The 19620-nt window shown below is 73.8% G+C and carries 18 protein-coding genes; 6 read left to right on the plus strand and 12 right to left on the minus strand.

The window, feature by feature from the left end; genetic code table 11:
- Positions 1-69: 69 nt before the first annotated feature.
- From ACH5AR_RS15605 to ACH5AR_RS15640, 8 genes are all read right to left on the minus strand, one after another.
- Positions 70-1263 carry an aliphatic sulfonate ABC transporter substrate-binding protein gene (locus tag ACH5AR_RS15605; RefSeq protein WP_396301914.1) on the minus strand — a complete coding sequence of 398 codons (1194 nt, stop codon included), beginning with the start codon at positions 1261-1263 and terminating at the stop codon, positions 70-72.
- 244 nt (positions 1264-1507) lie between these two features.
- Positions 1508-2836: a sulfate adenylyltransferase subunit 1 gene (locus tag ACH5AR_RS15610; protein ID WP_396301915.1), complete on the minus strand. Its 1329-nt coding sequence runs from the start codon at positions 2834-2836 to the stop codon at positions 1508-1510.
- Positions 2837-2838: 2 nt separating this feature from the next.
- Positions 2839-3777 carry a sulfate adenylyltransferase subunit CysD gene (gene cysD, locus ACH5AR_RS15615; RefSeq protein ID WP_396301916.1) on the minus strand — a complete coding sequence of 313 codons (939 nt, stop codon included), beginning with the start codon at positions 3775-3777 and terminating at the stop codon, positions 2839-2841.
- Positions 3774-4292 carry an adenylyl-sulfate kinase gene (cysC, locus tag ACH5AR_RS15620; protein ID WP_396301973.1) on the minus strand — a complete coding sequence of 173 codons (519 nt, stop codon included), beginning with the start codon at positions 4290-4292 and terminating at the stop codon, positions 3774-3776. The genes cysD and cysC overlap by 4 nt, the downstream gene beginning before the upstream one ends.
- Positions 4293-4533: 241 nt before the next feature.
- Complete coding sequence (locus ACH5AR_RS15625; protein ID WP_396301917.1) at positions 4534-5235, minus strand: phosphoadenylyl-sulfate reductase; 702 nt, start codon at positions 5233-5235, stop codon at positions 4534-4536.
- Positions 5216-5398: a hypothetical protein gene (locus ACH5AR_RS15630; RefSeq protein ID WP_396301918.1), complete on the minus strand. Its 183-nt coding sequence runs from the start codon at positions 5396-5398 to the stop codon at positions 5216-5218. The genes ACH5AR_RS15625 and ACH5AR_RS15630 overlap by 20 nt, the downstream gene beginning before the upstream one ends.
- Before the next feature lie 73 nt (positions 5399-5471).
- Positions 5472-7196 carry a nitrite/sulfite reductase gene (locus ACH5AR_RS15635; protein ID WP_396301919.1) on the minus strand — a complete coding sequence of 575 codons (1725 nt, stop codon included), beginning with the start codon at positions 7194-7196 and terminating at the stop codon, positions 5472-5474.
- A 198-nt stretch (positions 7197-7394) separates the two neighbouring features.
- Positions 7395-7478 (minus strand): putative leader peptide, encoded by an 84-nt coding sequence (locus tag ACH5AR_RS15640; RefSeq protein ID WP_318264789.1) that lies wholly within the window; start codon positions 7476-7478, stop codon positions 7395-7397.
- A 403-nt stretch (positions 7479-7881) separates the two neighbouring features.
- Between ACH5AR_RS15640 and ACH5AR_RS15645 the strand changes: the two genes are divergently transcribed.
- Positions 7882-9174, plus strand: a complete 1293-nt coding sequence (locus tag ACH5AR_RS15645) for a YihY/virulence factor BrkB family protein (protein WP_396301920.1) — start codon at positions 7882-7884, stop codon at positions 9172-9174.
- A 179-nt stretch (positions 9175-9353) separates the two neighbouring features.
- Here ACH5AR_RS15645 and ACH5AR_RS15650 read toward each other — a convergent pair whose 3' ends face one another.
- Positions 9354-10967, minus strand: coding sequence for an FtsW/RodA/SpoVE family cell cycle protein (locus tag ACH5AR_RS15650; protein WP_396301921.1), 1614 nt, complete (start codon positions 10965-10967; stop codon positions 9354-9356).
- 237 nt (positions 10968-11204) lie between these two features.
- Here ACH5AR_RS15650 and ACH5AR_RS15655 point away from each other — a divergent pair, with 237 nt between their 5' ends.
- Positions 11205-12362: a cytochrome c oxidase assembly protein gene (locus ACH5AR_RS15655; protein WP_396301922.1), complete on the plus strand. Its 1158-nt coding sequence runs from the start codon at positions 11205-11207 to the stop codon at positions 12360-12362.
- A 400-nt stretch (positions 12363-12762) separates the two neighbouring features.
- Positions 12763-13911 (plus strand): ribosome small subunit-dependent GTPase A, encoded by a 1149-nt coding sequence (rsgA, locus tag ACH5AR_RS15660; protein WP_396301923.1) that lies wholly within the window; start codon positions 12763-12765, stop codon positions 13909-13911.
- A 74-nt stretch (positions 13912-13985) separates the two neighbouring features.
- On the opposite strand, the gene ACH5AR_RS15665 is transcribed toward rsgA, so the two are convergent.
- The gene (locus ACH5AR_RS15665; protein WP_396301924.1) at positions 13986-14444 is read right to left on the minus strand and encodes an ASCH domain-containing protein; all 459 of its coding nucleotides are present in this window, start codon (positions 14442-14444) and stop codon (positions 13986-13988) included.
- A 413-nt stretch (positions 14445-14857) separates the two neighbouring features.
- Between ACH5AR_RS15665 and ACH5AR_RS15670 the strand changes: the two genes are divergently transcribed.
- Positions 14858-16498, plus strand: a complete 1641-nt coding sequence (locus ACH5AR_RS15670) for a DNA-3-methyladenine glycosylase 2 family protein (protein WP_396301925.1) — start codon at positions 14858-14860, stop codon at positions 16496-16498.
- Entirely contained in the window at positions 16495-17004 is a 510-nt protein-coding gene (locus tag ACH5AR_RS15675) for a methylated-DNA--[protein]-cysteine S-methyltransferase (protein ID WP_396301926.1), read from the plus strand. The genes ACH5AR_RS15670 and ACH5AR_RS15675 overlap by 4 nt, the downstream gene beginning before the upstream one ends.
- Before the next feature lie 59 nt (positions 17005-17063).
- Here the strand turns inward: ACH5AR_RS15675 and ACH5AR_RS15680 are convergent, their stop codons facing one another.
- Both ACH5AR_RS15680 and ACH5AR_RS15685 read right to left on the minus strand, forming a co-directional pair.
- Positions 17064-17597: a GNAT family N-acetyltransferase gene (locus ACH5AR_RS15680; protein WP_396301927.1), complete on the minus strand. Its 534-nt coding sequence runs from the start codon at positions 17595-17597 to the stop codon at positions 17064-17066.
- A 221-nt stretch (positions 17598-17818) separates the two neighbouring features.
- Entirely contained in the window at positions 17819-18157 is a 339-nt protein-coding gene (locus ACH5AR_RS15685; protein WP_396301928.1) for an ArsR/SmtB family transcription factor, read from the minus strand.
- A gap of 132 nt (positions 18158-18289) precedes the next feature.
- Here ACH5AR_RS15685 and ACH5AR_RS15690 point away from each other — a divergent pair, with 132 nt between their 5' ends.
- Positions 18290-19609: an MFS transporter gene (locus ACH5AR_RS15690; RefSeq protein WP_396301929.1), complete on the plus strand. Its 1320-nt coding sequence runs from the start codon at positions 18290-18292 to the stop codon at positions 19607-19609.
- The last annotated feature ends 11 nt before the right edge of the window (positions 19610-19620 follow it).

Raw genomic sequence — 19620 nt, forward strand, 5'->3', positions numbered from 1 at the left:
CGATCGGGGATCGACCGGGCGGGCGGGGGCCGGACCGCGGAGTCGGGTCGAACGGCGGCGGTGCGGGCGCTACTTGGCGCCGAGCCCGGCGTCCGCGACGGCGGGCTGCCCCTGGGCGGCGAGGACCTTGTTCAGCAGGGTGAGGTCGTAGATGCCGTTCAGGTTGGGCTTCTTGAGGAGCCCGGCGGTGACGGCGTGGTCGGCCTCGGCCTGGAGGGTGTTCGCCAGCGGGTCGTCCAGGAAGTCGATGTCGGCCCAGGCCGGGTCGAGGACGGCGGCCTCCAGCGAGTTGCCGGCCTCCTTCCTGATCGCCTCGTTGGCGTCGGCCTTGGCCTTGTCGGGGTTCGCCTTGATGAAGGCGTTGGTCTTCACCGAGCCGCGCAGTACGGCCTCCACCACGTCCGGGTGTTCCGTGAGGAACTTCTGCGAGACGATGATGTTGGTGATCACGAACTTCTTGTCCGGCCAGACGTCCTTCTCGTTGAGCAGGACCTTCGCGCCGAGCGTGACCAGCTTGGAGGCGGTGGGCTCGGGCACCCAGGCGGCGTCGATGGAGCCCGACTTGTAGGCGTCCGGGGTGACCTTGTTGTCGGTGCGCACCACCGAGACGTCACCGGCGCCGGAGGCCGCGTCGACCTTGTAGCCCTTGCCCGCGAGGTAGTTGAGCAGCGCCACGTCCTGGGTGTTGCCCAGCTGCGGGGTGGCGATCTTCTTGCCCCTGAGGTCGTCCAGGGTGGCTATCTTGTCCGGGTTGGCGACGAGCTTGACGCCGCCGGAGGCCGAACCACCGATGATCCTCAGCGACTTGCCGTCGGACTTGGTGTAGCCGTTGATCGCGGGGGAGGGGCCGATCCAGCCGATGTCGATGGAGCCGGCGTTCAGCGCCTCGATCTCGGCGGGCCCGGCGTTGAAGACCTGCGTCCTGACCTGGGTGGAGCCGAGCTCCTGCTGGAGGATGCCCTCCTGGAGGCCGACCAGCGGCGTGCCGTGGGTGAGGTTGGCGAAGTAGCCGATCTTCACGGTGTCCGCGGACAGCTTCGCGGCCGAGCCCTGGGCGCCGGCGGTGGCGCCGGCCTGGGCGCCGGAGGGCTTGTCGTCGGCCTTGGAGCCGTAGCCGCAGGCCGACAGCAGGGCCGCGGCGGTCAGGCCGGCCGCGGCCGCGGCGGCGGTGCGTCTGATCCGCCCGGCGCCGGGGCGGGTGCGGCTATGCGGGGCCGTGCTGTGTCGGGACGGGCTGTGCGAGGGTGCCGGGTTCGGTGCCATGGTGGGTCCTGTTCGCTGACGGACCGTCAGGAGGCGGTCTCGGGCGGAAGGTTCGGAAGGTGGTGCGCGCGGCAGCGGTGTGCCGGGGCAAGCCGGGCGGCTGTGGGGGAAGACAGCCCGGTGACAGGGCGTTCTCAGCCCTGTCGGCCCACACATCGCGTCAGGCCGCCCTGGCCGCTGCCGAGGACGCCGCTGCCGATGCGGCCGCCTTCCTTGTCCATGCCCGAGAACGCCTCGCTGGGCATCAGACCCATTCCTCCTCGTCGGGGGTGCCGGTGGTGGGTGCGGTGGCGAAGGCCTCGCCCGCCATGCCGGCGGTGAGGGTGGTGCCGTCGGCCGGGTCGATGAGCAGGAACGACCCGGTGCGGCGGTTGTCGGTGTAGCTGTCCAGCGCCAGCGGCTCGGCGGTGCGCAGCACGACGCGGCCGATGTCGTTGACGTTCAGCCCGTCGGGGGCGGGGCGCTGCTCCAGGCCCCCTTCGCCGATCGGGGCGGTGATGTCGATCCGGTAGCTGACCTCCCTGACCAGCGCCCGCACCGTGCGGGTGGTGTGCTTGAGGAGGACCTTGTCCCCGGCCCGCAGCGGCCGCTCGTCGAGGTGGCTCACCGTGGCCTCGATGTCCTTGGTGGGCACGGGCGCGGGCCCGGCGGAGATCAGGTCGCCGCGGGAGACGTCGATGTCGTCGGCCAGGCGGACGGTCACCGACTGCGGGGCCCAGGCGAGGTCGGCCGGCCGGCCGAGGGCGTCGATGCCGGCCACGGTGGTGGTGTGGCCGGACGGCAGGACGGTGACGGCGTCGCCGACCCGCAGCACCCCGGAGGCCAGCTGGCCGGCGTACCCGCGGTAGTCGGGGTGCTCCTCGGTCTGCGGGCGGATGACGTACTGGACGGGGAAGCGGGCCGGTTCGGCGCTCGGGTCGCTGCCGACCGGGACGGTCTCCAGGTGCTCCAGCAGCGTCGGGCCGCCGTACCAGTCCATGTGCGCCGACGGGTCGACGACGTTGTCCCCGGCCAGCGCCGAGATCGGGACGGCCAGCACGTCGTGGATGCCGAGGGAGGCGGCGTAGGCGGTGAACTCGGCGGCGACGGCGGCGAAGACCGGCTCGGCGTAGTCGACCAGGTCCATCTTGTTGACGGCGAGCACGACGTGCGGCACGCGCAGCAGGGCGGCGACGGCGGCGTGCCGGCGGGTCTGCTCGACCACGCCGTTGCGGGCGTCGACGAGGACGACGGCGAGCTCCGCGGTGGAGGCGCCGGTGACCATGTTGCGGGTGTACTGCACGTGGCCGGGGGTGTCGGCGAGGATGAACCGCCGCCGGGGCGTGGCGAAGTAGCGGTAGGCCACGTCGATGGTGATGCCCTGCTCGCGCTCGGCGCGCAGCCCGTCGGTGAGCAGCGCGAGGTCCGGGGCCTGCTGGCCGCGGCGCCGCGAGGCGTGCTCGACGGCTTCGAGCTGGTCGGCGAGCACCGACTTGGAGTCGTGCAGCAGGCGGCCGACGAGGGTGGACTTGCCGTCGTCGACGGAGCCGGCGGTGGCGAAGCGCAGCAGGGACGTTGCCGTTGCGGTGGTCATGGTTAGAAGTACCCCTCGCGCTTGCGGTCTTCCATCGCGGCCTCGGAGAGCTTGTCGTCGGCGCGGGTCGCGCCGCGCTCGGTGAGGCGGGAGGCGGCGATCTCGGCGATGACGGCCTCGATGGTGGCGGCGTCGGAGTCGACGGCCCCGGTGCAGGACATGTCGCCCACGGTCCGGTAGCGGACCAGCCGGCGCTCGACGGGCTCGTGCTCCCGGGGGCCGCCCCAGTCCCCGGCGGTCAGCCACATGCCGTCCCGGGCGAAGACGTCCCGCTCGTGGGCGTAGTAGATCTCCGGCAGCTCGATGCGCTCGCGCTCGATGTACTGCCAGACGTCCAGCTCCGTCCAGTTGGACAGCGGGAAGACGCGCACGTGCTCGCCCGGCGCGTGGCGGCCGTTGTAGAGGGACCACAGCTCGGGGCGCTGGCGGCGCGGGTCCCAGGCGCCGAACTCGTCGCGCAGGGAGAAGACGCGCTCCTTGGCGCGGGCCTTCTCCTCGTCGCGCCGCCCGCCGCCGAAGACGGCGTCGAAGCGGTTGGTCTCGATGGCGTCCAGCAGCGGCACGGTCTGCAGCGGGTTGCGGGTGCCGTCGGGGCGCTCGCGCAGCACGCCGCGGTCGATGAAGTCCTGGACGGAGGCGACGTGCAGGCGCAGGCGGTGTTTCTCGGCGACGCGGTCGCGGTAGGCGATGACCTCGGGGAAGTTGTGCCCGGTGTCGACGTGCAGCAGGGAGAACGGCACCGCCGCGGGGTGGAAGGCCTTGAGGGCCAGGTGCAGCATGACGATGGAGTCCTTGCCGCCGGAGAACAGGATCACCGGGCGCTCGAACTCCCCCGCGACCTCGCGGAAGACGTGCACCGACTCGGCCTCCAGCGCGTCCAGGTGGGACAGCGCGAACGGGGTGTCGCCGGTACGGACCGGGGTGTCGGTCGCGGTGGTCATGCCAGGCCCCTCTCGGTCAGGAAGGCGTGCAGCTCGGCGGCGGAGTCGGCCACCTCGCGGCCCTGCGTCTGGACCCGCAGCTCCGGGTTCTCCGGCGCCTCGTACGGGTCGTCCACGCCGGTCAGCCCGGAGATCTCCCCGGCGGCCTGCTTGGCGTACAGGCCCTTGACGTCGCGCTCGGCGCACAGCTCGACCGGGGTGGCGACGTGCACCTCCAGGAAGGCGGTGCCGTGCGCGGCGTGGCGCTCGCGCACCGCGGCCCGGGAGTCCGCGAACGGGGCGATCACCGGCGCCAGGACCTTCACGCCGTTCGCCGCCAGCTTCTCGGCGACGAAGCCGATCCGGGTGACGTTGGTGTGCCGGTCCTCGCGGGAGAAGCCCAGGCCCCTGGAGAGGAACTCGCGGATCTCGTCGCCGTCCAGGACCTCGACCCGGTGGCCCTCGGCGCGCAGCCGGCCGGCCAGGGCGAGGGCGAGGGTGGTCTTGCCCGCGCTCGGCAGCCCGGTCAGCCACACGGTGGCGCCGCGCTCGCAGGGGGCGGCCGGGCGGGCCGCCTCTGCGGCTCCGCCGGCGGCCGGGGTGTGTGCTGTCACGGTGTCTTCCTTACGCAGGGGGCGGGGGGTGGGCGGTGGCCCGGGTGTGTGCCGGGGTCTCGGAGGTGCGGTCGGACGTGTGGTCGAAAGCGTGGTCGGAAGCGTACGAGGCGCCGGGGGCGTCAGGGCCGTCGGGTCGCAGGCGGGCGGGGCCGTCGGCGGCTCAGAGGTGGATGCCGCACTCGGTCTTGCCGGAGCCCGACCAGCGGCCGGCCCGGGCGTCCTCGCCCTCCGAGGGCTTGCGGGTGCAGGACAGCGGGGAGCAGCCGATCGAGGTGTAGCCCTCCCACAGCAGCGGGTTCAGCAGCACCCCGTGGGCGGCGACGTAGGCGTCCACGTCCTCCTGGGTCCAGCGGGCGATCGGGGCGATCTTGACCTTGCGGCGCTTCGGGTCCCAGGAGACCACCGGGGTGTTCGCCCGGGTCGGCGACTCGTCGCGGCGCAGCCCCGTCGCCCAGGCGTCGTAGCCGGCCAGGCCCCGGTTGAGCGGCTCGACCTTGCGCAGCGAGCAGCACAGGTCCGGGTCGCGGTCGTGCAGGGCGGGCCCGTGCTCGGCGTCCTGCTCGGCCACCGTCCGCAGCGGGGTGAGCGTGATGACGTTGACCGGCATGGTCGCGGCCACCGCGTCGCGCGTGCCGAGGGTCTCCGGGAAGTGGTAGCCGGTGTCCAGGAACACCACGTCCACCCCCGGGAACACCGAGGACGCCAGGTGGGCCACCACCGCGTCCTCCATCGAGGAGGTGACGCAGAACCGCTCGCCGAAGGTGTCCGCGGCCCAGCGCAGGACCTCCTGCGCGGTGGCCTCCTCCAGCTCGCGGCCGGCCCGGACGGCTATCGCCTCGTGGTCAGTCCCGGTGCTGCTCATGCGGAGCCCCCCCGTGGTCGGTCGGTGACAGCAGGCCGAGGAACTTCAGCCGGAAGGCGCGGCGGCAGCCGTGGCACTCCCAGGCGCCGTGCCCGGCCTCCGAGGGGCGCAGGTCCTCGTCCCCGCAGTACGGGCAGAAGAACGGTGCGGCGCGCTCGCTCATCGCCCACCCCGCCGGGGTCGGCGTCCGCCGGGGCGGTCCCCGGAGCGTCCGCCGGGGCGGTCACCGGGCGCGCTCACGACAGCTGCTCCTCACTGGCCCGGGCCGCCCACTGGGCGAACCTCTCGCCCTCGGCGCGGTCGGCCCGGTAGCGCGTCAGCACCCGCTCGACGTAGTCGGGCAGGCCCGCGCTGGTGACCTTGAGGCCGCGCACCTTGCGGCCGAAGCCGGCCTCCAGGCCGAGCGCGCCGCCGAGGTGCACCTGGTAGCCCTCGACCTGGTTGCCGTGCTCGTCGGTGACCAGCTGGCCCTTGAGCCCGATGTCGGCGACCTGGATGCGGGCGCAGGCGTTCGGGCAGCCGTTGATGTTGATGGTCAGCGGCTCGGCGAAGTCCGGCAGGCGCTGCTCCAGCTCGTCGATGAGCGTCCGGCCGCGCTCCTTGGTCTCGACGATGGCGAGCTTGCAGTACTCGATGCCGGTGCAGGCCATGGTGCCGCGGCGGAACGGCGAGGGGGTGACCCGCAGGTCCAGCGCCTCCAGGCCGGCCACCACGGACTCGACGTGCTCCTCGGCGATGTCGAGGACCAGCATCTTCTGCTCGGCGGTGGTGCGCACCCGGTCGCTGCCGTGGGCGGCGGCGAGGTCGGCGATCCGGCCGAGCAGCTTGCCGTCGACCCGGCCGGCGCGCGGGGCGAAGCCGATGTAGTAGCGGCCGTCCCGCTGCCGGTGGACGCCGACGTGGTCGCGCCAGCGGGCGGCGGGCTCGGCCGGGGCGGGGCCGTCGACCAGCGGGCGCTTCAGGTACTCCTCCTCCAGCACCCGGCGGAACTTCTCCACGCCCCAGTCGGCGACCAGGAACTTCAGCCGGGCGCGGTTGCGCAGCCGCCGGTAGCCGTAGTCGCGGAAGATCCCGATGACGCCGCCGAAGACGTCCGGCACCTCCTCCAGCGGGACCCACGCGCCCAGCCGCACGCCGAGCCTGGGGTTGGTGGACAGGCCGCCGCCGACCCACAGGTCGAAGCCGGGCCCGTGCTCGGGGTGGACCACGCCGACGAAGGAGACGTCGTTGATCTCGTGCGCGACGTCCAGCAGCGGGGAGCCGGAGACCGCGCTCTTGAACTTGCGCGGCAGGTTGGAGAAGTCCGGGTTGCCGATGAAGCGGCGCTGGATCTCCTCGATCGCGGGCGTGCCGTCGATGATCTCGTCCTCGGCGATGCCGGCCACCGGGGAGCCGAGGATGACGCGCGGGGTGTCGCCGCAGGCCTCGGTGGTGGACAGGCCGACGGCCTCCAGCTTCCGCCAGATCGCCGGGACGTCCTCGATCCGGATCCAGTGGTACTGGATGTTCTGCCGGTCGGTCAGGTCCGCGGTGCCGCGGGCGTACTGCTCGGAGACCTCGGCGATCGCGCGCAGCTGGGGGACGGTCAGCCGGCCGCCGTCGATGCGCACCCGGAGCATGAAGAACTCGGAGTCCAGCTCGTGCGGCTCCAGGATCGCGGTCTTGCCGCCGTCGATGCCCTCCTTGCGCTGGGTGTAGAGCCCCCACCAGCGCATCCGGCCGCGCAGGTCGGCCGGGTCGATCGAGTCGAAGCCGCGGTGCGCGTAGACCGTCTCAATGCGTGTCCGCACATTGAGACCGTCGTCGTCCTTCTTGAACTGCTCGTTGGCGTTCAGGGGGGTGTAGTGGCCCATGCCCCACTGGCCCTCGCCGCGGTGGCGGGTCGCCTTGCGGGCCGCTGCGGGGCGCCGCTCGACGGCGCGCTCGGCCGGGGGTTCGACGGTCTCGGGGGAGGTGGCCATGGTGAAGTCCTTCTGGGCGGGTGGCGCTGGCGCCGAATGGGTCGCGGGGCGTGCTCGGCCGTACGGTGCTGCTCTGACCTGCGAATTCGCCGAGGCCGGGAGGGCAGTGACCGGGAGCCGGGCAGGCGCCTGCGCGTCCGCTGCGGCGGGGACGGCGGGAAGGGGCGGCGCCGGGTGCGTGGTGCGGCGGAGTGGGGCTCAGGTCACCGGACAGATGGCGCTGGACACGCGAAGGAGATCGACGTGGAGTCGACCTACCAGGGTGGTTCCGGCGCTAGACATGGCAAGAGATTCGCACGGGCCGGGACTCGCGGTCCACTAACATCCGGATAATGGACGCTGAGGTTTCGTCATGTGGGACATCCGGAGGTTCCCGCCGCTCGTCGCCCGGGCGTCCGTCCACGTCCCGCTGCCGGCGTCGGCCGCCCCCGGCCCCGGGGGCCCTCCTCGTCCGGTTCCGGGGGCGGCCGCGCCCGGAACCGTGGGCCCGGGCCCGGGCACGGCCCGGCCACGCGCCCGTACCCCCGGGGAGATCAACCGCCGGGCCCCGGCCCGATACGGTTGCCCTGTGCAAGCAGCGGGCGATACGAGCAGACCGAACGCCGAGCGGCCCTCCCGCCGCAGGGGCAAGGGCTCCCGGCGTGCGGCCAAACAGGCCACCTGGCGCCGCACGGCGTGGGAACTGGTGAAGGACACCACCAACACCTGCGTCGAGTACCGGGTCACCGGGCTCGCCGCGGAGGCGGCCTTCTTCACCCTGCTGTCGATCCCGCCGCTGCTCCTCGGCCTGGCCGGCACCCTCGGCTACCTCGACGAGTTCGTCGAGGCGGGCACCATCGACCGGCTCAAGCACGACATCGTCGCGGCCGCCGGGACGGCCCTGTCGGACTCCTCCGTCCGGGAGGTCGTCGTCCCGCTGCTGAACCAGGTGTTCGACCACACCCGGCCGGACCTCGTCTCGATCGGCTTCCTGCTGTCGCTGTGGTCCGGCTCCAGGGCGCTCTACATCTTCATCGACACCATCACCGTCATGTACGGGCTCGACGGCAAGCGGGGCATCGTCAAGACCCGGCTGATGTCCCTGGGCCTCTACTTCGGAGCCCTGGTGATCGGCTCGCTGGTGCTGCCGCTGCTGATGGCGGGCCCGGGGCTGGTGGAGAACGCCGTGCCGGGGGTGGCCGGGCTGGTCGGCGCCCTCTACTGGCCGGTCGCGATCGTGCTGCTGGTCGTCTCGCTGACCACCCTGTACCACCTGGCCGTGCCGGTCTCGACCCCGTGGCGCGAGGACATCCCCGGCGCCTTGGTCGCCCTGGTGGTGCTGGTCTTCTGCAGCGTCGGCCTGCGGTTCTACCTGGTCAGCTCGATCGAGGGCCCCTCGGCGTACGGCTCGCTGGCGGCCCCGGTGGCCGTCCTGCTGTGGATCTTCGTGGTGGCGCTCGCGGTGCTCATCGGCGCCGCGATGAACGCCGCCATAGACCGCCGCTGGCCCACCCTGGAGACCGCCGACGCACGCGCCGAGAACGAGCGCGCCCACGAGGAGGCGGCCGCCGCCGTGGTCCGCGAGGTCGCCGCCCGGCGGGCCGTCGAACGGGCCCGGCGCGCCCGCGAGCTCGGGCTCGCCGAGGGCGCGGAGGAGGAGTGGGGCGAGGACGAGGGCGACGACGTCGACGTGCCCTCCGAGTACCCGGAGCGGTGGGCCGACGTACTGGCCGCCGACAACGTGCGCGGCCGGCTCACCTCCCGCGGCGGGCCGCACCACCGGCCCGCGCCGCCGCCGCCGGACAGCGACCGGCCGGCCGGGCCGCCGGGGGCCGGGCCGGGCTCCGGGCCGGGCTCCGGGCCGGGGATACCGCCGGGGACCCCGCCGGGTGGGCAGCCGGGGACCCCGCCGGGCGGGCAGCCGGGTGGGCAGCCGGGGCCGGGGCCGGTGCCGGGGTATCCGCCGCGGCCGCCCCGGCCGCCGTGGGAGCAGCGGTAGGCGGCGCGGTCGGCAGTGCTGACCGGCAGGGCCTCTCCCGCGGGGGCGGGGGAGGCCCTTTCGCGTCCGGGGCGCATGCGGCGGGTGGGGCGGGGCCGGGCCGGGCCGGGGAGGCGTGCCGGGCTGGGCCGGGTGGGGCCGGGTGGGGCCGGCTGGCGGTGCCGGGCGGGGAGGGCCGGTCAGGTGGCGGCCTGGTTCGGCGGGTAGCCGTACGCGGGGCGCAGCTCGGTCGGGGCGGAGGGGTCGGCCCCGCCGGGGGCGCCGGGGCCGTCGGGGACGGGGTCCGACGGGTCGTACGGGCCGGAGGGCTGCGGGGCGGTCCCGGCTGCCCCCGGCCGCTCTGCCGGTCCGGCCGGTTCGGCCGGACCGGGCTGTCCGGCCGGGCGGGCCTGGGGCGGGAGCGGCTCGGGGGAGGTCCGGACCGGGTCCAGGGCGGTGCGCCCGGAGGAGTCGCTGAGCTTGACCAGCAGCGCCACCATCAGCCAGTTGGCCAGCAGCGAGGACCCGCCGGCGGCCAGGAACGGCAGCGCCTTGCCGGTCAGCGGGACCAGCCCGCTCACCCCGCCGACCACCACGAACACCTGGAGCGCCAGCGCCGAGGACAGGCCGGTGGCCAGCAGCTTGCCGAACGGGTCGGTCAGGCCGATCGCGGTGCGCAGGCCGCGCTGGATCAGCAGCACGTAGACCAGCAGGATCGCGGTCACCCCGGCCAGGCCCAGCTCCTCGCCGATGGTGGTGAAGATGAAGTCGCTGCGCCCGGCGAAGCCGATCAGCCAGGGCCGTCCCGAGCCCAGGCCGGTGCCGGTCAGGTGCCCGGTGCCCAGGCTGAACAGCGCCTCGGCGGGCTGCTCGGAGATCGCCTTGTCGTGCACCGGCTTGTAGTAGTCGAGCGGGTGCAGCCAGGCCTCGACGCGGCCGTGCACGTGGGGTTCCACGGTGCCGACCACCGCCGCGCCGCCGACCGCCATCAGCAGGCCGAGCACCACCCAGCTGGTGCGCTCGGTCGCCACGTACAGCATCACGATGAAGACGCCGAAGAAGATCAGCGAGGTGCCCAGGTCGCGCTCGAAGACCAGGACCAGCAGGCTGACCACCCAGATCGCCAGCACCGGGCCGGCGTGCCGTCCGCGCGGCAGGGTCAGCCCCCAGACCTTCCGCCCGGCCAGCGCCAGCGCGTCCCGGGAGGCCATCAGGTACCCCGCGAAGAAGATCGTGATCGCGACCTTCACGAACTCGTCCGGCTCGAAGGACAGCCCGAACAGCCGGATCCAGCGCTTGGCGCCGAAGCTGTCGCCCGGCGAGAGCACCGGTGCGGCCAGCAGGATCAGCGCACCCGCCATCAGCAGGTAGACGTAGCGCTGGAAGAAGCGGTGGTGCTTGACCAGGACGATCAGCGCGAGCGCCGCCGCCACCGAGATGAACACCCACATGAGCTGGGAGGGCGCGGCCGGGATCTTCTGGTAGTCGCCCTTGGCGGCGTGGGCGGCCTTGTAGCTGAAGTCCAGCCGGTCCAGCAGGACCAGCCCGAACCCGGTCAGGAAGACGCCCAGCGGCAGGATCAGCGGATCGGCGTACGGGGCGAACCGGCGCACCGCCAGGTGGGCCGCGCCGGCCAGCGCGCCCAGCGACAGGCCGTGCACCAGCAGCCCCGGCGGGAGGTGGCCGGTGAGCGCCAGGCCGGCTTCGACGTGCCCCGCCAGGCAGACGGCCACCGCGAGGGCCAGCAGGCCCAGTTCGATGTTGCGGTGGCGCGCCGCGAGTCGGCGGCCGTCGCCGCGTGCAGTCGTTCGCACCTGTTGTCATCCCCTTGTCGGCCACGTGGCGGGTCTCGCCGACGGGGCATCCTGCCAGACGTTTGTGTCTTCGCCGCGGTTGCGGAAAGCGGCGGACGGAGGGCAGAACTTTGCCTGGGCAAAGCTTTGTTGGGGCTCGGTAAAGCTTTGTTCAGGCCCGGGTATAGAGGCGGGCCCCGGATGCGGCGGGGCCGCCACGCGGGGACATCATGGCCGGGCGCCGGGGGAGCCCCGGCGGTGCGGGTCCCGGGCGAGGGGGCCACCGGGACGAGCGGGGTGAGCGGGCGGATGGACGTGGTGGTGGACGGCGCGGCGGGCGCTCTGGGTGGTCCGGGCGGTCTGGGCGGCCCGGTGGGCGGTCCCGCCTCGGTGCTGGCCTACAGCGGGCCGCCGCCGTGGCAGTGGTCGGACCTGGCGACCTCCTGGACGGCGGAGCCCGTGGTGCTCGCGCTGTCGGTGCTGCTCGGCGCCTGGTACCTGGTGGCGGTGCGCCGCGTGAACCGGGTGGCCGGGGGTATGGCGGCCGGTGGCGGGGCGTCCGGACGCGGGGCGTCCGGACGCGGGCGTTGGCAGCCCACCCGCACCGCCGCGTTCCTCGGCGGGCTGCTGCTGTGGATCTGGTGCACCTGCTCCGGTCTCGGGGTCTACGACCGGATTCTCTTCACCGACCGGGCCGTGCAGGTCGTGCTCCTGCTGATGGTCGTCCCGCTGCTGCTGGCGCTCGGCGCACCGGTCTCACTGCTCGTCGGGGCTTCGCCGGCGGGCCGGCGCGAGCGCGTCCTGCGGGCGCTGCGCAGCCGCCCGTCCAAGGTGCTGATGTTCCCGGCGGTCTCCACGGCGCTGCTGATGGCGCCGCCGTGGCTGCTCTACTTCACGCCCTGGTACGAGTGGTCGGTGTCCAGCGGGCTCGGGAACGCGGTGCTGCACCTGGCGCTGGTACTGCTGGGCCTCGCGTACTTCTGGCCGCGCCTGCAGATCGATCCGGTCGGACACGAGTACCCGCACCTGGTCGGGCTGTTCATCACCTTCGCCGAGGTGATCTTCGACGCGGGGCTCGGGATCGTGCTGATCTACGGCGGGCACCTGGTCGCCGAGCACCACTACCTGGCGCTCGGGCGGCCGTGGGGGCCCAGCCTGGCGCAGGACCAGACCTGGGGCGGCAACGCGTTCTGGGTGCTGGGGGACCTGGTCGGGCTGCCGTTCCTGGCCGCGCTGGTGCGGCGGATGGTGGTCCAGGGCCGGGAGGAGAACGAGGCGGTGGACGCCGAGTTGGACGCCCGCTTCGCGGCGGCGGCCGCGCGGGCGCGGGAGACGGGGGAGCCGGAGGAGGCCGAGACCGGGATGCGGCCGTGGTGGCTGGACGACCCGAACCTGAAGCACCGGTACGGCGGGTAGGCCGGCGCCGGGGGGTGGGGCGGCGTCGGCGGTGGGGCGGCGTGGGGAGTGGGGCGGCGTCGGCGGTGGGGGCCGGGCCCCGCTGAGGGCGGTCGGACGGGGAGTGCGAGGGGGCCAACTGTGGCCCCCTGGAGCCTCTCTGAGGACCGCCCTCCCGCATTTCCGCAGGTCAAAAATAGGTTGGCCGCCACCCCCCGTTCCGCTAGCGTGTGACACGTCCGGTTCGGGCGCCATTGGGCCGCCCGAGGAGTAGAGAGCAGGAGGTGAACCCCGTGGTCACTGTCGCCCCGATAGCTGCCCAGGGCAGCACTCGCGTTCACCTCCCTGTCCCGGCCGCCGGCTGAGCCCTTCGCGCCAGCCGTAGCCCGCCGGGGTCATCTCCTCCCGAAGGGCCACTGCGTTGTTCAACGCTGCCTCCGTTCCGTCGTTCTCCTCTCCCTCCTCCTTCTCCTCTTCCTCCGCTGACCACTCCGTTGGCGACTCCGCGCTGGCCGGCTACGGCTGGACGGCCGAGCTCGCGGAGCTGTTCGCCCCGTTCGGCGAGGCCGGGCTGCTCCCGGCGCGGATCGTCCGGGTCGACCGCGGCCAGTGCGATGCCGTCATCGCCGACCCGGAGACGGGCGAGCCGCGCACCGTCCGGCTCGACACCCGGCCGGTGGGCGACGCCGACATGATCAACTGCCCGTGCACGGGCGACTGGGCGGCGGTCGACCTGCACGCCCAGCCGATGGCCGCCGTCGCCGCCCTGCTGCCGCGCTCCACGGCGATCATCCGCAAGGTGGCCGGCAAGCGCTCCGACGGCCAGGTGCTGGCCGCCAACGTCGACACCGTGCTGATCGCCTCCTCCCTGGCGGCCGACCCGGACCTCGGGCGGATCGAGCGCTTCCTCGCCCTGGCCTGGGAGTCCGGTGCCGAGCCGCTGGTCGTCCTCACCAAGGCCGACCTCGTCGACGACGCCGACTTCATCCGGGCCGACGTCGAGGCCGTCGCCCCCGGGGTCACGGTGGTCGTGGTGAGCGCCGAGACGGGCGAGGGCATGGACGTGCTCCGGGCCTGCACCCCCGGCACCACCGCGGTGATCGGACAGTCCGGCGTCGGCAAGTCCACGCTCACCAACGCCCTGGCCGGCTCCGAGGTGATGACCGTCCAGGAGGCCCGCGAGGTCGACCAGAAGGGCCGCCACACCACGACCACCCGCGAGCTGATACCGCTGCCCGGCGGGGGCGTGCTGATCGACACCCCCGGGCTGCGCGAGGTCGGCCTCTACGGTGGCGAGGGTGTGGACCTGGCCTTCGCCGACATCGCCGGGCTGGCCGAGGAGTGCCGCTTCCACGACTGCGGCCACCACACCGAGCCCGGCTGTGCGGTGCGGGCGGCGCTGGCCGACGGCACCCTGCCGCAGCGCCGGATGGACAGCTACCTCAAGCTCCAGCGCGAGAACGAGTGGATCGCCTCGCGCTCGGACGCCCGGGTGGCCAAGGCACGGCTGAAGAAGTGGAAGACGATCACCAAGTCGATGCGAGCCGCGGGAGGTCCGGTGAAGCGCTGAGCCTCCCTGGTCGGCCGGCTGCCGCGCCACGGCCGTCGGCCGGCCCCCGCCAGGGCCCGCCCGGCCCGCGCGGTTCAGCGCAGGTCGGCCACCAGGCGGAAGCGCTGCAGGACGGCCGGAGTGCTGTCGTCCACGGCGAAGTCCGGGTCGTCGAGGGCTTCGAGCATCTCCGGGCTGTGCCAGAACCGCTCGTGCGCCGCACGCCACTCGGCCACGCTGGTGAGGCCTTCGCCCTCGTCCACGGCGTGCTGGAGGTCCACCTCCGCGAGCGGGACGACGCGGACCTCGGTGGTCTCGATCACGGCGACCCTGCGGCCCTGGGAATCGAGGACCGCGGCGCGCTCACCGGGCTTCGGCAGGGCCTCGCCCTCGTGCTCGTAGTCGACGACCAGGCCGGTGGTGCTGGTCTTGGAGCCGTCGAGGATCGCGGCGACCAGCTGGTCCCGCAGGGGGCCGGGGAACGCGAACTCCCCCGGGGGCAGGGCGACGACGCGCGGGTCGTCCGGGCCGGCGTAGGGCTGCTGCTCGCTCATCCCGCGAGGGTAGCGGCGGGGTGGCCGGAGGGCGCGTGATTATTCGGTCCGGGCCGCCGGTCCGCCGGTCCGCCGGTCGGCCGGACCGCCGGGCCGCAGGGCCGCCGGGCCGCCGGGGCCTACGGGCCATGGCCCCGGCGGGGCCGCGGCTCATGGCGACGGCCCGGGGCGGGCGCGGCTTACGGCCACGGCCCGGCGGGCGCTCGGCTTACCGCGCGGGCAAGCCACGGCCTGGCGCGCCGTGGCTCGGTGGCCCACGGCCCAGGGCCCACGGCCCACGGCCAAGGCCTGCGGGCCAAGCGGCGATGAACCGTGGGCCGACGTCGGTGGCGGTGGAGGCGGGGTGGGGCGGGGTGGGGTGGGGGAGGGGGGAGGGGGGAGGGGGAGGGCCCCCGAAGCGGCGATCAACGGTGATGTCCGATTCCCGCCAGTCACCCCCCACCCGGTGTCGCAGACTGGACACCGTGATCGACGACGACATCCGGTACCGAGCCGTGGACAGCCGGGACTCCCGCTTCGACGGGGTCTTCTTCACGGCCGTCACCTCCACCGGCATCTACTGCCGTCCGAGCTGCCCTGCCGTGACCCCCAAGCGGGTCAACTGCGTCTTCTACCCCAGCGCCGCGGCCGCCCAGGGGGCCGGCTTCCGCGCCTGCCGCCGCTGCCGCCCCGACTCCGTGCCGGGCTCACCCGAGTGGAACCACCGCGCCGACCTGGTCGGCCGGGCGATGCGCCTGATCGGCGACGGCGTGGTGGACCGCGAGGGCGTCGCCGGCCTGGCCGACCGCCTCGGCTACAGCGCCCGCCAGCTCCAGCGCCAGCTGACCGCCGAGCTGGGCGCCGGCCCGATCGCGCTGGCCCGCGCGCGCCGGGCCCAGACCGCCCGCCTGCTCCTCCAGACCACCGAACTGCCCGTCACCGACATCGCGTTCGCGGCCGGCTTCGCCTCCGTCCGCCAGTTCAACGACACCGTGCGCGAGGTCTACGACCGCACCCCGAGCGGCCTGCGCGCCGAGGTGGTCGCCGGCCGTCGCACCGCGACCCCGGCCGGCGGCCTCACCCTGCGCCTCGCCTACCGCGGCGCGCTCGACAGCGAGCACCTGATCGACTTCCTCGCCCTGCGCGCCGTCCCCGGCGTGGAGGAGGTCGTCCCCGGCGCGCGCCCCGGCGTGCGCGTCTACCGGCGCACCCTCGCGCTCCCGTACGGCCACGGCATCGCCGAGGTCGAGGGCCTGGCGCCGGGCGAGCCGCTCACCCGCGGCTGGCTCGACTGCCGCCTGCTGCTCGCCGACCTGCGCGACCTGCCGACAGCCGTCCAGCGCCTGCGCATCCTCTTCGACCTGGACGCCGACCCGCTGGCGGTCGACGAGCAGCTCGGCGCCGACCCGCTGCTCGGCCCGCTCGTCCGCGAGCGCCCCGGCCTGCGCTCGCCCGGCCACGTGGACCCGCACGAGCTCGCCGTCCGCGCCGTCCTCGGCCAGCAGGTCAGCGTGGCCGCCGCCCGTACCCTGGCGGGGCGGCTGGCGGAGAAGTACGGTGCCGCGCTGCCCGAGCCCAGCGGCGGCCTGCGCCTGCTCTTCCCGACGGCGGCGGCCCTCGCCACCGCCGACCCGGAGGACTTCGCGATGCCCGCCGCCCGCCGCCGCGCGCTCACCGGTCTGTGCGCCGCGCTGGCCGAGGGCGTGGTGCGGCTCGACGGCGGGGTCGACCGGGAGGAGGCCGCGGCCGGTCTGCTGGGCCTGCCCGGCATCGGCCCCTGGACGGTCGGCTACCTGCGGATGCGGGCCCTGGCCGACCCGGACGTCTTCCTCCCGAGCGACGTCGGCGTCAAGCACGGCCTGCTGCGCCTCGGCGCCGCCGGGGACCCGAAGTCCGCCGCCCGCACCGCCGAGGCCTGGGCCCCGTGGCGCTCCTACGCCGTCCACCGGCTGTGGGCCGGCCCCGTGGGAACCGGTTCCGCGGGCACCGGCCCCGCCGTCACCAGCAGCTCCACCACCGGCAGTTCCAGCACCAGCGACACCGGCAGCGCCGGAACGGAGAACGAACGAGCATGAGCACCACCGTCTACACCACCATGGAGAGCCCCTTCGGCCGCCTCCTGCTCAGCGGGGTGCTCCCCGAGGACGGCGGACCGGCCGCGCTGGCCACCGTCACCGCGCCCGGCCAGAAGTACGCGCGGGCCGAGCCCGCCGACGACTGGGCGCTCGACCCGGAGGCGCTCGCCGAGCCGGTGGCCCAGCTGACGGCCTACTTCGCCGGCCGGCGCACCGTCTTCGACCTCCCGCTCGCGCCCGAGGGCACCGAGTTCCGCCGCAGGGTCTGGGCCGCGCTGGACGAGATCCCGTACGGCACGACCGTCACGTACGGCGAACTCGCCGAGCGGGCCGGACAGGAACCGCGCATGGTCCGGGCGGTCGGCGGCGCGGTGGGCGCCAACCCGCTGCTGATCGTCCGCCCCTGCCACCGGGTGCTCGGCGCCAGTGGCGCGCTCACCGGCTTCGCCGCCGGCGTGGACCGCAAGCGCTGGCTGCTGGACCTGGAGGGCGGCACCCTGTTCTGACCGCGACGGGACCCGCCCCGAGGGACCCGCCCGCGCCGAGGGGCCCACCCGCCGGAGGGTCACCCGCCGGACGCTTGACCCCCGTGACTCCGAAGGTCCGCCCGCCAGTTGTTGCTGCGCATGAACCGCCCGGGCGGGAACTCGAAGTCCGTCTCGCCGAGCAGCGTGAACCCGGCCCTCGCGCAGACCGCGTTGGAGGCGGGGTTGTCCACCGAGGGGAAGGCGTGCAGGTACCGGTGCGCGGCCTCCCGCCGGGCCGCCGCGACCGCCGCACGGGCGGCGGCGGCCGCGATGCCCCGCCCCTGGAAGCCGGGCAGCACGTTCCACCCCATCTCGTGGACGGTCCGTCCCTCCCAGGTCCGGGTGCCGTAGCCGACCGTCCCGACCGCCTCGCCCCCGGGCAGCAGCACGATCCGGTACATGCAGCCGAGCCCGGACGGGACGAAGTCCAGGTAGCGCCGGTGCCGTACGAGCAGCTGCCGCTCGTTCTCCGGCCCGCCGACGTGCTTCTTCATCTCCGGCGTGTTGACCAGGCGCAGCAGCGCGAGGTCGTCGTCCGTCCAGGGCTCGATCCGTACGTCCGCGGTGGTCATACCGGGGACGGTAGCGCCGGGCGGACGGGGACGGCCACCGGGTTTCAGGGGGCGGTATGAGAGCTGATGTCCGGTTTTCGTTTCGTGGGACTGGCGGGCAGGTCGTGGCGATGTCGGTCGACTACGGCCGGGGCCGGGTGAACGAGCCCGGCTCGGTCCCGGCCGCGGGGACGGGTTCGACCTGCGAGTCTTGCTGCGCAAAGCGTGCCGTGGCGGCGCTGCTAGCCGTGTGCGTGTTCCGGCTTGTGCGCCTCCGCTGCGAGGATCCCGAGCAGACCGGGGAAACGTTCGTCGATGTCCGACCGGCGCAGCCGGATGCCCTTCCGGTTCCCGTAGTCAATCTCGCAGATCAGTCCGGCCTCCCGGAGCGCACGGAAGTGGTGCGTCTGGGTCTGCTTCGAGATCGGCAGATCGAACGAGTTGCATGTGCGCTCGCGATCCTCCTCGTCTGCGGCGAGCTCGACCATCACCGCACGACGGTGCTCGTCGGAGAGCGCTCGGAGGACGGTGCCGAGCTCCATCTCCGCAGCCGTCGGCCCCGAGGACGTTTCCTTCGCCATGTGCTTCCACCTCTCAGGTCTGATTTGCATCGTACCTCACGTGCGTGCTTCCATCAGGTACGACACACATCGTACCTAGGAGGAGTCTTGTCGCCCGCTCACGCCACCCCCGAGCGCCCATCACCATCGCCGTTGCTGCTGCCCGTCGTGCTGCTGGGCATCTTCGTGATGCCGATCAGCATCACTGGCGCCGCGATCGCGCTTCCCGACATCTCGCACGACCTCGGCAGCGATCCGACTCTGCTGCAGGGCGTCGTCAACGGCTTCAACATCGCCCTGACGATCTCCACGCTGCTATGGGGGCAGATCGGCAACCGGATCGGGCTGCGACGGACGTTCGTCATCGGCCTCGCCACGGTCCTGCTCGGAGCAGTCGGAAGCGCCCTCGCCGGAAACCTGGTCCTCCTCGACCTCGCACGGATCATTACCGGCGTCGGCGCGGCCGCCATCGCGACCGGCGGCACCTCGATCATCTCCCACGCCTACGACGGCAAGCGACGCGCACACGCCTTCGCTCTCCTGGGCACGATCGTGGGCATCGGCCTGGCGGCCGGCCCCACGCTCAGCGGCCTGCTTGTCACGGCGCTCGGATGGCGCGGTGTCTTCGGCGTGGTCGCCGGGGTCGCCGCGCTCGTGCTGGCGGCTGCAGCGTTCAGAGTCCTGCCGGCACCGTCCGCCACGTCGACGGGCGATGCGCCCCGCCGAGGCTTCCTCGATCTGTCGCCGCTGCGCAGCCCCCGCTTCCTTGCAGTCGCGCTGGTCCCCGTCGCCGCGTCGTTCGCCTACGTCTCAGTCCTCACCTACGCACCCATCGCGCTGAGCGCCGTCCACGGTCAGGACGCGGCGACCGCGGGGCTGTTCATGCTCCCGCTGACGCTCCCCGTCCTCGTCGGCCCGCTGCTCACCGGCGCGCTGATCACCCGCACCCGCGTCTCACCGCACACGATCATCAACACCGCCATCATCCTGCTCATCACCGGTGACGTGCTGTTCCTGCTGTTCGACCCGAGCCTGTCCCCGGTGCTGCTCGTTGTCCCGATGATCCTGCTGGGATTCGGGTGGGGGCTCCCCCTCGGGCTCGTCGACGGCGAAGCCCTCGCCTCCGTCCCCGCACACAGCAGCGCCGCCGCGGCCGGCGTACTCAACTTCCTCCGACTCGGCAGCGAAGCGCTCGCCGTCGCCGTCTTCGGCGCTGCCCTCGCCGCGATCATCGGCGCCCAGCTCGGCAACCCCGCTCTCGGCGCCGAGGTCGCAGCCGGGGCCACCGGCCATGCAGCCGTCTACGCCACCGTGTTCCGCATGATGATGATCGCCTGCGCCGTCGTCACCACGGTCATCGGCGCCGCCGTCATCCTCCTGCGCCGAGCCGGCGGCACGCCCACCCCCGACTCCGCCGAGGACGAGCTGCCCACTGCGGCGCAGTCGCCCACCGATTCCATCCCGGTCCTGTGAAAGGAGCCATG

This window comes from Kitasatospora sp. NPDC018619 (assembly GCF_044391605.1).
Taxonomy (GTDB): domain Bacteria; phylum Actinomycetota; class Actinomycetes; order Streptomycetales; family Streptomycetaceae; genus Kitasatospora.